At 72.8% G+C, this 14,101-nt stretch carries 14 protein-coding genes; 10 read left to right on the top strand and 4 right to left on the bottom strand.

Annotation, left to right across the window (positions count from 1 at the left end):
- Positions 1–194 precede the first annotated feature (194 nt).
- The 5 genes from QMG39_RS09190 to crcB all read left to right on the top strand — a co-directional run bounded on the left by QMG39_RS09190 (position 195) and on the right by crcB (position 3,080).
- A complete protein-coding gene (locus tag QMG39_RS09190; protein WP_281884260.1) occupies positions 195–1,055 on the top strand; it encodes a DUF4097 family beta strand repeat-containing protein in 861 nt (286 codons plus the stop codon).
- Positions 1,052–1,678 (top strand): PadR family transcriptional regulator, encoded by a 627-nt coding sequence (locus QMG39_RS09185; protein WP_281884258.1) that lies wholly within the window; start codon positions 1,052–1,054, stop codon positions 1,676–1,678. Before QMG39_RS09190 ends, QMG39_RS09185 begins: the two co-directional genes overlap by 4 nt.
- An 87-nt stretch (positions 1,679–1,765) precedes the next feature.
- Positions 1,766–2,275, top strand: coding sequence for a universal stress protein (locus QMG39_RS09180; RefSeq protein WP_281884256.1), 510 nt, complete (start codon positions 1,766–1,768; stop codon positions 2,273–2,275).
- The gene (locus QMG39_RS09175; RefSeq protein ID WP_281884254.1) at positions 2,260–2,706 is read left to right on the top strand and encodes a fluoride efflux transporter FluC; all 447 of its coding nucleotides are present in this window, start codon (positions 2,260–2,262) and stop codon (positions 2,704–2,706) included. Before QMG39_RS09180 ends, QMG39_RS09175 begins: the two co-directional genes overlap by 16 nt.
- Entirely contained in the window at positions 2,703–3,080 is a 378-nt protein-coding gene (crcB, locus tag QMG39_RS09170; protein ID WP_281884252.1) for a fluoride efflux transporter CrcB, read from the top strand. Before QMG39_RS09175 ends, crcB begins: the two co-directional genes overlap by 4 nt.
- Before the next feature lies 1 nt (position 3,081).
- Here the strand turns inward: crcB and QMG39_RS09165 are convergent, their stop codons facing one another.
- Positions 3,082–4,254: an NAD(P)-binding domain-containing protein gene (locus QMG39_RS09165; RefSeq protein WP_281884250.1), complete on the bottom strand. Its 1,173-nt coding sequence runs from the start codon at positions 4,252–4,254 to the stop codon at positions 3,082–3,084.
- A gap of 175 nt (positions 4,255–4,429) precedes the next feature.
- On the opposite strand from QMG39_RS09165, the gene QMG39_RS09160 reads away from it, so the two are divergent.
- A complete protein-coding gene (locus QMG39_RS09160) occupies positions 4,430–4,624 on the top strand; it encodes a DUF3073 domain-containing protein (protein ID WP_281884248.1) in 195 nt (64 codons plus the stop codon).
- Positions 4,625–4,735: 111 nt separating this feature from the next.
- Here QMG39_RS09160 and purM read toward each other — a convergent pair whose 3' ends face one another.
- Complete coding sequence (purM, locus tag QMG39_RS09155) at positions 4,736–5,842, bottom strand: phosphoribosylformylglycinamidine cyclo-ligase (protein ID WP_281884246.1); 1,107 nt, start codon at positions 5,840–5,842, stop codon at positions 4,736–4,738.
- 208 nt (positions 5,843–6,050) lie between these two features.
- Here purM and QMG39_RS09150 point away from each other — a divergent pair, with 208 nt between their 5' ends.
- The 4 genes from QMG39_RS09150 (at position 6,051) to QMG39_RS09135 (ending at position 10,637) form a co-directional block, all read left to right on the top strand.
- The gene (locus QMG39_RS09150; RefSeq protein WP_281884244.1) at positions 6,051–8,669 is read left to right on the top strand and encodes a DUF4062 domain-containing protein; all 2,619 of its coding nucleotides are present in this window, start codon (positions 6,051–6,053) and stop codon (positions 8,667–8,669) included.
- 84 nt (positions 8,670–8,753) lie between these two features.
- Positions 8,754–9,368, top strand: coding sequence for a zinc-binding alcohol dehydrogenase (locus QMG39_RS09145; RefSeq protein ID WP_281884241.1), 615 nt, complete (start codon positions 8,754–8,756; stop codon positions 9,366–9,368).
- Between the two features lie 62 nt (positions 9,369–9,430).
- Positions 9,431–9,871: a PaaI family thioesterase gene (locus QMG39_RS09140; RefSeq protein ID WP_281884238.1), complete on the top strand. Its 441-nt coding sequence runs from the start codon at positions 9,431–9,433 to the stop codon at positions 9,869–9,871.
- 34 nt (positions 9,872–9,905) lie between these two features.
- Positions 9,906–10,637 (top strand): glutamine amidotransferase, encoded by a 732-nt coding sequence (locus tag QMG39_RS09135; RefSeq protein ID WP_281884235.1) that lies wholly within the window; start codon positions 9,906–9,908, stop codon positions 10,635–10,637.
- A 12-nt stretch (positions 10,638–10,649) separates the two neighbouring features.
- On the opposite strand, the gene QMG39_RS09130 is transcribed toward QMG39_RS09135, so the two are convergent.
- Positions 10,650–12,893 carry a glycoside hydrolase family 31 protein gene (locus QMG39_RS09130; protein ID WP_281884233.1) on the bottom strand — a complete coding sequence of 748 codons (2,244 nt, stop codon included), beginning with the start codon at positions 12,891–12,893 and terminating at the stop codon, positions 10,650–10,652.
- The gene (locus QMG39_RS09125) at positions 12,890–14,056 is read right to left on the bottom strand and encodes a glycoside hydrolase family 15 protein (protein ID WP_281884231.1); all 1,167 of its coding nucleotides are present in this window, start codon (positions 14,054–14,056) and stop codon (positions 12,890–12,892) included. The genes QMG39_RS09130 and QMG39_RS09125 overlap by 4 nt, the downstream gene beginning before the upstream one ends.
- Between the last annotated feature and the right edge of the window lie 45 nt (positions 14,057–14,101).

Genomic DNA, 14,101 nt, shown 5'->3' with positions numbered 1-14,101 from the left:
TGTCCGCGCCCGTCATCGATGCGGGCGTGCCTCCACGATAGAAGTTGACGCAGCGTCAAGGTCAATACGGATTTCGCGATTCGGCCTTGCGCGCTGCTAAAACGCGATATATCGTGACTCTGGCAGAACGCGATATATCGCGTTATCGACCGCATCCCGCAGATGCCGGATGCCCTCCGGGAGGAACGCACGTCATGGCCATGGAGAAGTGGATCATCGAGCCCGGGCAGAGCCGGGTGATCGACATCGAACTCGCACGCTCGCTCAAGATCGGGATGGTCGGCGGCAGCGTCACGGTCATCGCCCACGACGAGCCCGGCCTGCGCATCGAGGTCTCCGATGTGCGCGGCCGCGACCTGCGCGTCGAGATCGACGGCAGCAAGGTCGAGGTCGACCACCCGCAGCTGCGCTGGGACAACTTCCTCGACGTGTTCAAGGGGTTCCGCGGCAACATGCGCGCGCAGGTCTCGATCCTCGCCCCGCGCGACATCGCGCTGAAGCTCGGGGTGGTCTCGGCCGACGCGCTCATCTCCGGATTCGTGGGCGACGCGAAGCTCAGCACGGTGAACGGCGACCTCACCATCGACCGGCACACCGGCGACCTCGACCTCAACAGCGTCACGGGCGAGATCTCGGTCGGCACGCACGAGGGCCGCATCGGCGCGCACTCGGTCTCGGGCGACATCGCCGCGACCGGCACCGTCACCCGGTTCTTCGGCGACACCGTGTCGGGCGACATGATCCTCGACCTCGACGGCGTGCCGAGCCGCATCGACTCGAACACCATCTCGGGCGACCTCACGGTGCGGCTCGACGCCGACGTGAGCGCCCGCTACCGCGTGAACACGGTCAGCGGCACGATCTTCCTCGACGACGCCACGATCCGCGGCACCCGCGGCAAGGGGTTCGAACGCACGGTGGGCGAGCTCGCGGGCACCTGGACCGACTTCGGCGCCAACTCCGTCTCGGGCAACGTGTCGGTCATGCGCCGCCAGCCGGGCGAGCAGGCGGATGCCCCGGGCGAGACCGACGCCGAAGCGACGGCCACGGCATGACCCCGCCCGTCTTCTCCCACGGCAGCCTGCGGCTGTACCTGCTGAGCCTGCTGGCCGAGCAGCCGCGCCACGGCTACGAGCTCATCCAGGCGCTCTCCGACCGGTTCGGCGGCACCTACAGCCCGAGCGCCGGCACGATCTACCCGCGGCTGGCCAAGCTCGAGGCGGAGGGACTCGTCGTGAAGACCGCCGACGGGCGCAAGACCGTCTACGAGATCACCGACGCGGGCCGCGCCGAGCTCGCCGAGCGCGAGCACGAGCTCGAGTCGATCGAGGCCGAGGTCACCGACTCGGTCAGCCGGCTCGCCGACGAGGTGCGCGAGAACGTCAACGAGGCGCTGCGGAGCATGCGCGCCGACCTGGCGAGTGCCGCGCGCGAGGCCAAGCGCGCCGCGCGCGAGGCCGCGGCGGAGGCGACCAGCGCGACGACCGCGGCCCCCGACCCCGACGGGCGGGCGGTGCACGAGGCCGATCTCGTGATCAACGCGTTCCGGCAGCAGCTGCGCACCGACCTCCGCACCCACGCGCGTCGCGGCCAGGTCTCGGCCGAGGCAGTCGACCTGCTGCGGACCCGTCTCGCCGACGTGCGCGACGACGTGCTGACGCGATTGCGCGCCGACTGACGGCACGCCGCGCGCTCGGGGCAGGTCGCCCGCGAACGCGCGGCCCACGGGCGTAGTGTGGGCCTCGAGGCCCGCGAGGAGGCACCCATGCCCGACACCCCCGCTCGACCGATCGTCGCCGGAATCGTGCCCGGCCAGCCCTCCGCGGTCGTCCGCTACGCCGCCCGGCTCGCCGCGACCTTCGGGGTGCCGCTCGAGTGCGCGTACGTCGACGTGTCGAGCTATGCCATCTCGACCAACATCGACGGCTCGATCCTCGCCGTGCCGATCGACCCCGACGGGGTGACGGATGCGGCCGAGGAGACCGCCGCCGCGATCGAGCAGTACCTCCAGCGCGAACTCGCCGACACGGGCATCGCCTGGCGGGTGCACCTGCTCGCCGGCAACGCGTCGCGCGAGCTGGAGCACCTCGCCGACGAGGTCGACGCCGAGCTCATCGTCGTCGGCACCCGCGAGCGCGGCATGCTCGCGGGGCTCGCCGAGTTCCTGAGCGGCTCGATCGCCGCCCAGCTGTCCCACCGCCAGTGCCGGCCGGTGGTCGTCGTCCCGCTGCAGCCCGTCGCCGACGGCGAGAAGCTGCCGTGGGACGAGCCGTGACCCATCGCCCGGTGCACCTGCGGCCGTCGACCGTCGCCCTCGTCGCGGCGGGCGGTGCGGTCGGCACTGCGCTGCGCGAGGGCGCGACGCTGGCCTTCCCCGACCGCGGGGACTTCCCGCTGACCCTGCTCATCGTCAACGTGCTCGGCGCATTCGCGCTCGGCATGCTGCTCGAGGTGCTGCTGCGGCTCGGCCCCGACGCCGGGCGTCGCCGCGCGATCCGGCTCTCCGTCGGCACGGGGGTGCTCGGCGGGTTCACGACCTACAGCGCCTTCGCGGTCGGCACGGTCGAGTTGCTCCAGGCCGGGCTCGTCGGCCTCGCGCTGCTGAACGCGCTCGGCACGGTCGTGCTCGGCGCGGCGGCGACCTTCGCGGGCATCATCGCCGCCGGCACGCTGGTGCGCCGCCGCGACGCCGAGGCGACCGCGTGAGCCCGCTGCTGTTCCTCGGCATCGCCCTCGCGGGAGGCGTCGGCGCCGCATGCCGGTTCGTGGTCGACGGCCTGCTGCGCGCACGCATCGTGTCCGCCTACCCTTGGGCGACCACGGTCGTGAACGTGACCGGGTCGCTCGTGCTGGGCTTCGTGGTCGGCCTCGCCGGCTCCGGGGTCGTCTCCGAGGAGGTGCACCTCGTGCTCGGCGCCGGGTTCCTCGGCGGCTACACGACCTTCAGCACGGCGAGCGCGGAGACCGTGCGCCTGCTGCTCGAGCGGCGCCTCACCGCCGGACTCGCGAGCGGGCTCGGCATGCTCGTGCTCTCGGTGCTCGCGGCCGCGCTCGGTGTGTGGCTCGGGATGCTCGTCTGAACTAGAGCATCGCCATGATCTGGCGCGCGATCATGCGCCCCGCCCGGTTCGCCCCGACCGTGGACGCCTGCGGGCCGTAGCCGGCGAGGAACACGCGCGGGTCCGCCCACGATGCGCCCTGCCCGACGGCGACGCCGCCCGCCTTCTCGCGGAGCTTCAACGGGGCCAGGTGACGGAGCTCCGGGCGGAACCCGGTCGCCCAGATGATCGTGTCGGCGAACGCGAAGTCGCCGTCGTTCCAGCGCACGCCCGCACGCTCGATGCGGTCGAACATGGGCTTGGCCACGAGCAGGCCGCGGTCGATGCCGGCCGCGATGCGCCGGCTCCGCGGCACCCCCGTGCCGCTCACGACCGAGGGCAGGGCGCGCCCGGCACGGGCCGCCTCGTCCTGCATGGCGACGGCGGCGGATGCCCCCTCGAGGTCGAGCTCCTGCGACTCGATCCAGTCGATCGGCCGGCGCGACACCCAGGTGAGTCCCGCGGCGACGGATTCCAGTTCGAGCATGAACCCGATCGCCGACGTGCCGCCGCCGACCACGACCACCTGCTGGCCCCGGAAATCGGCCGCCGAGCGGAAGTCGGAGGTGTGCAGGTGGCGACCCGCGAAGTCGCGCATGCCCGGGTAGTAGGGCACGAACGGCGCACCCCAGGTTCCGGTCGCGTTCACGAGGAAGCGCGTCACGACCTGGCCCGTCGGGGCCTCGCGGGCGATGGCCTGGTCCTCCGCGCGGCGGCTCCACCGGCCGAACAGCCCGCGCGACGGGCGCGCCTCGTCCTCGCGGGGACGCAGGTCCTGGAAGTGCACCTCCAGTTCCACGCCGCGGTTGACCACGCGCTGCACGTTGAAGGGACGCGCCACGTCGAGCTCGTAGTGGCGCTCGAAGCGGCCGTAGTAGTCGGAGACGACGTCCCGTGCGGGCAGCGAGCGGTCGGCCGTGTCGAAGCTGATGCCGAGCTGGTCCATGCCGGGAAGGTCGTGCACGCGGTGGGCGGTGCCGAGCTTCAACGACTCCCACCGGTGCGCCCATGCCCCGCCCGGGCGATCGGTGCGGTCGAGGATCACGAAGTCCTCGCCGGCCACGAGTTCGAAGCGACGGAGGTGGTATGCGACCGACAGACCGGCCTGGCCGGCGCCGATCACCACGACCTTCACGGCCTCCGATGCATGTTCCACCCGTACATCTCAGCATGCCGCGCTGAACGCTCGCAGAATGGATTCCACGCTGTGATTACATGCGGCGGGGCCACACGATCACGGTGCTAAACTGACCAACGGGATTCTGTTCATATCAGTGAGCGCCGGGCGAGGCTCATGTTCGCACCGGCCCGACGTCGTTAGGGGGTCACGCATGGGGCGCGGCCGTCAGAAAGCCAAGCACACGAAGGTCGCTCGGGAGCTGAAGTACTTCAGCCCCGAGACCGACTACGATGCGCTCGAGCGCGAGCTCACGAGCGGGCATGACGACCACTACGCCGAAGAGGCGTCGAAGTGGTCGGAGTACGCCGACGACGACTACGCGTCGGACGAGCAGAAGCGGGCCTGACCCGGGCCACCCACCTCGCAGCCGGCGCGACCCGACCGCCGGACCGCCTCGGCATGCCCGGATGACGGATGCCCCGGGCGGACCCTCGCGCGCGGCGCGCCCCGACGAACGTCAGGACGCGTAGGCGCCGACCAGTCGCACGGCGCCGCCGTCGACGCCCTTCGCGCCCTGCTCGAACCCGGCGAGGTCGCGCGCGGCCGTCGACACGGTGCCCGCCTGCCACGACGGCAGCCCGAGGCGACCGAGCTCGGCGACCACGTCGGCAGCCGCATCCGCCGCCACGACCGCGAAGAAGCCGATGCCGAGGTTCCACGTGCCCTCGGACGCCTCGAGCGGGTCGCCCGCGAGGTCGCTGAGCACGCGGAACACGGGCTGCGGCGACCAGGTGGAGCGCTCGAGCTCGACCCACGCCCCGCGCGGCAGCACCCGCGCGAGGTTCGCCGCGATGCCGCCGCCGGTCACGTGCGAGAACGCGTGCACCGCGCCACCGACGCGCTCGTCGTCGAGCAGTGCGACCAGCGGGCCGGTGTAGAGCCGCGTCGGCTCGAGCAGCGCCTCGCCCCAGGTGGTGCCGAGCTCGGCCGAGGCGTCCTGGTACCCGATGCCGCGCCGGTCGAGGATGTGCCGCACGAGCGAGAAGCCGTTGGAGTGCACGCCGCTCGACGCGATGGCGACGACCGCGTCGCCGTCGGCCACCCGCTCGGCGCCGAGCATGCGGTCGGCCTCGACCACGCCGACCGCCGCGCCCGCGACGTCGTAGTCGTCGGGGCCCATGAGCCCCGGGTGCTCGGCGGTCTCGCCGCCGACGAGCGCGGTGCCGGTCTCGGCGCACGCGTTGGCGATGCCCGTGACGATCGCGGCGATGCGCTCGGGCACGACCCGGCCGCACGCGATGTAGTCGGTCATGAACAGCGGCTTCGCACCCACCACGACGATGTCGTCGACGACCATGGCGACGAGGTCCTGGCCGATGGTGTCGTGCCGGTCGAGCGCCTGGGCGATCGCGATCTTCGTGCCGACGCCGTCGGTCGAGGTCGCGAGCAGGGGCCGGTCGTACTCCTTGGCGAACGACAGGTCGAACATCCCGGCGAATCCGCCGACGCCGCCGAGCACGTTCGGCCCGTGCGTGCGTGCGACCGACTCCTTCATCAGTTCGACGGCGAGGTCGCCGGCCGCGGTGTCGACACCGGCGGCGGCGTAGGAGGCGTTGCTGGTCACGGCTTCCAGCGTACCGGCGGTGCGCGCAGCGGGGCATCCGCTCACCCTCGCCGCCCGTCGAATCGTCCGCGCCGGCCAGTCTGCGTCGCGCGGGCCAGCCGTGCACGACTGGCCGCTGCGCCGCGGACTGGCCGGCAACGATCGGATGCGGCGCCCACCCCCTGTTCGAGGGTATGCCGCGGGGGTCCGTGAGGGCCATGATGAGCACATGGCCTCGCTGCCGGTGATCCGGACGCCGGATCAGCGGATCCGCGTCTTCGTGAGCTCGACGCTGCGCGAACTGCAGCCCGAGCGCCGTGCCGTGCGCGCCGCGATCGAGCGCCTCCGGCTCGCTCCGGTGATGTTCGAGCAGGGCGCCCGGCCGTACCCGCCCCGCGAGGTCTACCGCTCCTACCTGGCGCAGAGCGACGTGTTCCTCGGCATCTACGGTGACAGCTACGGCTGGGTCGCGCCCGGCGAGGAGATCTCCGGCCTCGAGGACGAGTACCGGCTCGCGCCGGCCCACATGCCGAAGCTGATCTACATCCGGCGGAGCGCCGCGCGGGAGGACCGCCTGACAGAGCTGATCGCCCGCATCAAGCACGACGACTCCGCCGCCTACCTGTCGTTCGACTCCGCCGAGCAGCTCGAGGAGCAGGTGGCCTCCGACCTGGCGGCGCTGCTGGCCGAGCGTTTCGTGCAGTCCCGCGAGTCCGAGGACGAGCCGGCGGATGCCTCGATCCCTCCCGTGCCCGGACTGCCGGTGCCGTACACGACGACCATCGGTCGCGAGCACGAGATCTCCGCGCTCCGCGAGATGCTCGCCGACCGGGACGGCCGCATCGTGAGCCTCATCGGGCCCGGCGGGGTGGGCAAGAGCCGCCTCTCGATCGAGGTCGCGCACGCGTGCGATGACCTGTTCCCCGACGGCGTGACGTTCGTGCCGCTCGAGGGCGTGCTCGAGCCGGGACTGCTCGTGCCGACCATCTCGTACGCCCTCGGCATCCGCGACAACGGCGAGGCGGCGCTCGAGGAGCGCGTCGAGCACGCGCTGCGCGGCCGTCGCGCGCTCGTCGTGCTCGACAACTTCGAGCAGATCGTCGAGGCCGCGCCGATGCTCGTGCGCCTGTCGAGCGCCGCACCGACGGTCGCGTTCCTCGTCACCAGCCGAGTCGTGCTGCGCGTGCGGGGCGAGCGCGTCTTCGACGTGCCCGCGCTGCGCGCACCGCCCGAGGGAGCGCCCGCGTCGCTCGACCGGGCCACCCGTTCCCCGGCGGTCGCGCTCTTCGTCGACCGCGCCCGCGCGGCGAAGCCCGACTTCGAGGTGACCGCCGAGAACGCGGCCGACCTCGCAGACATCTGCCGGCGGCTCGAGGGGCTCCCGCTGGCGATCGAGCTCGCCGCCGCGAGGGTGCGCATGCTCGGTGCCCACGGCATCGCCCAGCGTCTCGAGCAGGCGCTCCCGCTGCTGTCGGCGACCATGCGCGACCTGCCGGAACGCCACCGCACGATGCGCGGAACGATCGACTGGAGCGTCGGGCTGCTGCCCGACGAACAGCGCGCGCTGCTCTACGACCTCGGGGTCTTCGCGACCCGGTTCACATTCGACGCCGTCGAGGCGATCGGCGCGGGCCGCGCCTGGGAGGCCGACGCGCTCGATGCGATGGCCGCGCTCGTCGACGGCACCCTGGTGAAGGAGGTCGACGTCGGGGGCAGGTCCGCGTACTCGCTGCTCGCCATCGTGCGCGAGTTCGCCATCGAGCGGCTCCGGGAGCAGGGCGGGACGCGGCTGATGCGCGCCGCGCACGCCGACTACTACCGCGAACTCGTGGCGCGCATCGCCCCCGGCCTCCGTGGGGCCGGCCAGGCCGACGCGGTCGCGCTGCTCGGGCTCGAGCTGTCGAACCTGCGCGCGGCGGTGCGCCACCTCATCTACACCGACCGGCTCGACGACGCCGGCGACTTCGCGTGGAGCCTGCTCATCTACTGGTGGATCGCGGGGTTCTTCGACGAGGTGCGGGTGTGGATGACCGAGCTGCTCGGCAAGGACCGCCCGATGTCGGCGCACACGCATGCCGTGGCCCGCTTCTTCGTGCTCTGGTGCGCGATGTGGCAGCACCCGTCGGAGGAGGTCGTCGACGGGCTGGGCGAGTGCGTGGAGGAGTTCACGGTGAGTGGTGACGACGACGCGGCGGCCATGTCGCTCGCGGCGCGCGCCACCGCGCGCCTGCAGCTCCCGAACCCCGACATCGCCGCCGCCGAGCGCGAACTGCGCGACGCGGCGACCCGCATGCACGAGCACGGCAACGGCTGGGCCGAGGCGATCACCGAGGTCTCGAGCGGACGGCTCGCGTGGCTGCGCGGCGAGATCGACGAGGCCGTGCGGCACTTCGACCGCGCGACCGGGCTCGCCGAGGCCGGGGCCGACCTCTTCACGCTCTCGGTCAGCGGCAACCACCGCGGTCGCCTGCTGCTGGCGCGGGGCGATGCGGATGCCGCGGAGGATGCGTTCCTCCGCACGCTGCACGTGTCGGTGCGGCTCCACTTCGAGGAGGGCGTCGCGTACGGCCTCGAGGGGCTGTGCGGGGTCGCCGCGCTGCGCGGCGAGGCCGAGCGGGCTGGGGTCCTGGCCGCGGCCGCCGCGGCGATCCGGTCGCGCATCGGCATCTTCGACGTGGAGGCGTTCACCGTGCACACCGTCTCGCTCGATGCGGTCCGCACGACCGACCCGGCCGCCGTCGCAGCGGGCGAGCGCCGCGGCCGCGAGATGACCGTGCCGGAGGCCGTGACGTACGCGCTCCCCGACGAGGACGTCGAGGAGGAGGAGAGCACGCTCGCGCACTGGTGACCCGTACCGCCGGGCGGCGCGTCCGTTCGTCCCCAGCCCCGGAAACGCAGGCCGCGTGGACATCCTGCGCTCTACACTTGGAGCATGCCGAGCGGGGGCACGCCGTCGTGGGTGATTCGCGAGAACGCGTCTCGCTCGGTCCTGCTCGCCCTCTACCTGCGCGAGGTGCTCGGCATCGCCTCGCCCACCGAGCTGCCGAGGCTGCGCGACCTGGGGCCCGTCACGCCGGCCGACCGCCCGGTCGACGTGCAGGACGAGCTCGAACGCCAGTGGCGGGCGTGGTGGATGATGACGGTCGAGCCGGAGGCGCATCCGTCGTCCGTGCCGCTCGAGCTGATCGAGGCGTTCGGCACCGAGGTGGCGCTGCCCACGACCGGCGCCGAGACGCTGGCCGCGGCGATCGTGCCGCACGCGGACGCCGCGCTCTCCTGGGCCGAGTGGGGCCACGAGGCCTACCGCTCCACCTCCTCGACCCACCGCGGCGACGCGTACCGCGCCTACGCCGGCACGATCGCCGAGCACGAGCGCGAGGTCGGCCGGCGGGCCCACTCGTTCGAGCTCAACGTCGAGGTGCTCCCGCTCGCGGCGCGCGGCATCTGGTGGATCGGCTCGCTCACGGTCGCCGTGACCGACACGCTGCGCACCGACCCGGCGGCGTTCGACGAGGCGCTGCACCCGATCATCGCCGAGCTGGCCTGAGGCGTCGGCCCGGGGCATCCGCACGTCAGGGCCGCCTGCCGCGCCGTGGCAGACTCGACCGCATGAGCATCTGGTTCACCGGCGAACACCCCTCCGCCGACTGGGTCGACGCGCGCTGCGACGACACCGCGATCCGTTCCCTCGGCATCGAGATCACCGGGTTCACCGACGACTCCATCAGGGGGCGGATGCCGGTGGACGGCCGCACCCGCCAGCCCGGCGGCGTGCTGCACGGCGGGGCATCCGTGCTGCTCGCCGAGACCCTCGCGAGCTGGGGCGCGTCGTTCACGGTCGACCCGGAGCGGCACTACTGCGTCGGCATGGAGATCAACGCGAACCACACCCGCCCCGCTCCCGACGGATGGGTGCACGGCGAGGCGCGGCCGATCACCCGCGGCCGCACGACCCAGGTCTGGGACATCCGCATCACCGACGAGCGGGGCCGCCTGGTCTGCGTCTCGCGGTGCACCATGGCGGTGCTCGACGGACCGTCGCAATACTGACGCGACGGGCCGTGCGTCCGGCTATCGTGTTGCCGTGAAGCCGTTCGTCCTCCTCGCCACGCGCGCCGAGGACGTGCCCGCCGACGGGGAGTACGAGCTCTTCCTCCGCGGCGCCGGGCTCGACGAGGGCGACCTCGTGCGCGTGCGCCTCGAGGCGGAGCCCATGCCGCCCATCGACCTCGACGCGATCTCGGGCATCATCGTCGGCGGCGGCCCGTTCAACGCCTCCGACCCGCCCGAGCAGAAGTCGGCGGTGCAGCACCGGGTCGAGGCGGAGTTCGCGACGCTCCTCGACGAGGTCGTCGCCCGCGACTTCCCGTTCCTCGGCGCCTGCTACGGCGTCGGCACGCTCGGCGCGCACCAGGGCGCGGTGATCGATCGCGCGTACTCCGAGAAGATCGGCGTCGTGCCGGTGTCACTCACCGACGCCGGGGCATCCGACCCGCTCTTCGCCGGCATGCCGGCGACCTTCAACGCCTTCGTCGGGCACAAGGAGGCCGCGCGCGAGCTGCCCGCGTCGGCCACGCTGCTCGCGTCGTCGCCCGCGTGCCCGGTGCAGGCCTTCCGGGTCGGCGCCAACGTGTACGCCACGCAGTTCCACCCCGAGCTCGACCTCCCCGGCATCGAGGTGCGCATCCACTCGTACGGCGGCTACGGCTACTTCGCGGACCACGAGCTCGAGGACACGCTCGCCTCGGTGCGGCGCGCGCCCGTGTCCGAGCCGCAGCGCATGCTGCGCACGTTCGTCGAGCGCTACGCGCGGTAGCGGCGCCCGCCCTCAGCTGGCGAAGACCTCGCGGAGGCTCGGCCACGCCTCCGCGCGCACGTACACGGGGATGCGGTCGATGGGCACGTCGACCGTCATGGTCGCGCCTCCGGCGAGCGCCTCCCCCGACCACGCATCCACCCAGTCGCCGGGCGGCAGCGCGACCTCGTGACGAGTCTCCCCCCGGGCGACGACTGGCGAGACGAAGAGGTCCTCGCCGAGGAACCACTGCAGCGGGTGCGACCAGGCGGTCGGGAGCGTCGGGTGGTCGAAGTACACCGGCCGCATCAACGGGGACGACGTGCGGATGCTCTCCGCCGCCGAGGCGGCCAGGTACGGCACCAGTCGCTCGCGCAGGTGCGCCAGGGATCGGAAGGCGGGGACCACGCGCTCGTCGCCCGAGAGCTCCGCGATGTTCCACGGCGTGCGGTCGCGCGACGGGGTGCGGTGATGGTTGAACTCGGAGTGGTACTGCATGATCGGCACGAACACGGATGCCGCGGTCGCGCGCAGGTACAGCTCCGGCGCGGGAACGGGGCCGGAGAAGCCGGCGATGTCCCATCCCCAGTAGAGGACACCGCTCGCGGCGGCGGAGAGCCCGGCGAACATCGACCAGCGGAACGCCTCCCAGGTCGAGTTCTCGTCGCCCGCCCAGAACGCGCCGTGGGCCTGGGAACCGGTGAACCCCGCCCGGCTGAACGTCACCGGGGCCTTCCCAGCGGAACGCAGGAGGTCGCCGTACGCCTTCGCGTACGCGACCGGGTAGCGGTTGTTCCCCTCCGCACCGCTGGTGCCGTCGAGATACTCGAGCTCACGCCCCCAGGCGTGCTCGCCGCCGTCGGTCTTGAACCCGTCGATGCCCACCTCCTCGACGAGGTAGCGGCGCTGCTCCGTCCACCAGCGCGCGGCGCGTTCGTCGGTCAGGTCGGGCATGGTCGACAGCGGGAACCACCAGCCGCGGTTGCGGTACGGGCGCAGCCCGCCGCGCCCGTCGGGCTCGCGGATCAGCACCTCGTCGCGCACGGCCGCACGTGCGATCGCCCGGGCCTGCCCGACGGGGTGCGGGCGCGCCTTGAGCAGCGGGATCTGCCAGAGGTGGACGCGCACGTCACGGGCGTGCAGCTCGTCGACCATGCCGACCGGGTCGGGCCAGGCCCCGTCGGCGGGGAACTCGAAGTCGTCCAGACGGTGCGGTGCGCCGTCCTCGGCGACCTCGTACCGGGCGTCGCGGAACGCGGTGAACGTGCGCTCGTCGCTCCACGCCTCGATGACGACCGACCCGACCGGCACGTCGTGCTCGCGGTGCAGGTCCATCTGGCGCATCACCTCGGCCTGCGTGTTCCACTCGTTGCCGCTCGCCCAGAGCCGGAAGACCCAGTCGGGCAGCTGCTCGGGTCGGCCGACCTCGGCGAGGAACGCATCGAGCACCTCGGCGGGCGATCCGTCGTAGCAGGCCAGCTCGACGGCGGGCGCGCCGACCGGGGCATCCGCCTCGACCTCGACGACGATGCGATCGGCAGCGGTCGTCCCGATCTCGAACCAGCTGCGCCGTGACGTGCGCACGTGGAAGCCCCATCCTTCGCTGCCGACCACGTGCGCGAAGGGCATCGGCAGGTAGGTCTTGCGCTCGGCGCCCTGGCGCTTGTACTGCTCGAACACGACGGCGTCGAGGTCGGTGCCGCGGTGGTCGAGCCGGTCGTATCGCTCACCGAAGCCGGTCACGTGCTCGCCGCCCGCGAGGGGGAGCGCGAACCGCACGCGACGCACGCGGTCGCCGTCGGTGAGCACGGAGACGCTGCCCGGCAGCACGCGGTCGGTGCCCACCACGCGAACCGTCTCGTCGGGCGCGTCGGTCCAGCCCGAGACCACCGCGTCGAACTCGCGGGTGCGCTGGGCCATGCCGCCGGCATCGCTACCGGTGAAGCGATAGCGGATGACGCTGCCGGGCGCGGGTGCCGGGAGCTCGACCGCCCACCCGCCCACCGCGCGCGCCAGCCGTGCCTGCGCCGACGCGAGGTGGCCGCCATCGATGGTCTGGCCGCGGGAGGTGCTCGCGACCCGGGAGAGCGCGAGGCGCTGCGACTCGCGATCGCCCGATGGTCCCGTCACCTCGATGTCGACGCGGACGGACTCGATCTCCGCGCTCGCGCGCACGCCGAGCCGCAGGGGCTCGCCCGCGACCGGGTCGACGGGCCAGCGCTGCTCGGTGTCGACGGAGTAGGGATGGCCGGAGCCGAACGGCCGGTGGCGGATCATGCGGTGGTCTCCAGGGAGTCGGTGCCGGCCACGGTGGTCGCCGTCGCGCGCAGGTGCGCGTCGAGCTCGACCGCGAGGCGGATGAACATGGCGTGGGTCCAGAGCAGGGGCTGCGCGACCGGGCCCCAGCGCTCGACCCACTCGTCGACCATGGTGGGGTCGAGGAGGTGGCGGCCGACCTGCTCCGGCATGGAGCCATCGGGCGCCGTGGTCGAGTACGCCCAGCCGAGCAGCTCCCGCGCACGGGCAGGGTCGCCGGCGCGGGCGAGCGCGATGCCGAGGAAGCACGTGAGCAAGGGCCACTGGCCCCCGCCGAAGAAGGTGTCGTCGAGGAAGCGGTGCACGCCGCCGTCCACGGTCAGGTCGCGCTCGATGGCCGCGATGGTGGCGAGGCCGAGATCGGACGCAGCCGGGACGACCTCCATCACGCCGACGATCGCGGCGAGGCTGCCGTCGACGGCGGACGAGCCGACCCACTTGGCGAGGTGCCCGCCCGCGACGGTCCGCGTGCGCAGGGCCTGCTCGACCGCCGCGGCCTCCGCGGTGGCGAGCTCGGTGCGGGCGTCGTCGAGTACTCCGAGCTCGACTGCCGACGTCAGGCCCGCGGCGATGCACCCGAGGGTGGAGCCGTGCACGTGCTCGGCGTGCTCCTCCCACCAGTCGTAGCAGGGGCGCTCCCACGAGCTCGCGAGGTAGTCGACCGTCAGCCCGATCGCGTTCGCCCATCGACCCGCGTCGACCCCGTGGCGGCGCACGTGCTCGGCGACCGCCCAGACCCAGGTCCCGTACCCGTCGAGCTGGAAGTCCCACCAGTCGTCCTCACCTGTCACGCCTGCGAACGTGAAGCGGGTGGCGAGCATCTGCTCGTCGGGCACCGGGCTGCCGCGCCGTGCCGCGGAGACGATCGCGGCGATGTCGTCCTCGTGCGCCTCCACGACGCGCGCGCACCAGTCGAAGAAGCGCTCGGCCGAGTCCGCGCGGCCCGCGCTCGACATGCCGTCGGCGATGAACGCACCGTCGCGGAACCAGCTGTAGCCGCGGTAGGCCGAGAAGGTCGGGCTCGCGGGATAGGCCCCGCCGGGGTCCTGGAGCTCGGAGATCAGCTCGGCACTCGACGCGACGAGCGCCGCGATGTCGGCCGGTGCGGGGGTTCGGAGGGTCATGCTGCTGCCTTCTCGATGTGATGGGTGGGGCCGGGCGAATCGCCC

This window comes from Agromyces rhizosphaerae (genome assembly GCF_027925245.1).
GTDB classification, from domain to species: domain Bacteria; phylum Actinomycetota; class Actinomycetes; order Actinomycetales; family Microbacteriaceae; genus Agromyces; species Agromyces rhizosphaerae.
The sequence above is the reverse complement of the archived record's forward strand: the minus strand, read 5'-3'. Positions and strand labels throughout refer to the sequence as shown.

What these genes read in the sequence shown, in the direction of transcription:
- QMG39_RS09190 (WP_281884260.1), top strand. Translation starts at nt 195, where the DNA reads ATGGCCATGGAGAAGTGGATCATCGAGCCCGGGCAGAGCCGGGTGATC.
- QMG39_RS09185 (WP_281884258.1), top strand. Translation starts at nt 1,052, where the DNA reads ATGACCCCGCCCGTCTTCTCCCACGGCAGCCTGCGGCTGTACCTGCTG.
- QMG39_RS09180 (WP_281884256.1), top strand. Translation starts at nt 1,766, where the DNA reads ATGCCCGACACCCCCGCTCGACCGATCGTCGCCGGAATCGTGCCCGGC.
- QMG39_RS09160 (WP_281884248.1), top strand. Translation starts at nt 4,430, where the DNA reads ATGGGGCGCGGCCGTCAGAAAGCCAAGCACACGAAGGTCGCTCGGGAG.
- QMG39_RS09150 (WP_281884244.1), top strand. Translation starts at nt 6,051, where the DNA reads ATGGCCTCGCTGCCGGTGATCCGGACGCCGGATCAGCGGATCCGCGTC.
- QMG39_RS09145 (WP_281884241.1), top strand. Translation starts at nt 8,754, where the DNA reads ATGCCGAGCGGGGGCACGCCGTCGTGGGTGATTCGCGAGAACGCGTCT.
- QMG39_RS09140 (WP_281884238.1), top strand. Translation starts at nt 9,431, where the DNA reads ATGAGCATCTGGTTCACCGGCGAACACCCCTCCGCCGACTGGGTCGAC.
- QMG39_RS09130 (WP_281884233.1), bottom strand. Translation starts at nt 12,893, where the DNA reads ATGATCCGCCACCGGCCGTTCGGCTCCGGCCATCCCTACTCCGTCGAC.
- QMG39_RS09125 (WP_281884231.1), bottom strand. Translation starts at nt 14,056, where the DNA reads ATGACCCTCCGAACCCCCGCACCGGCCGACATCGCGGCGCTCGTCGCG.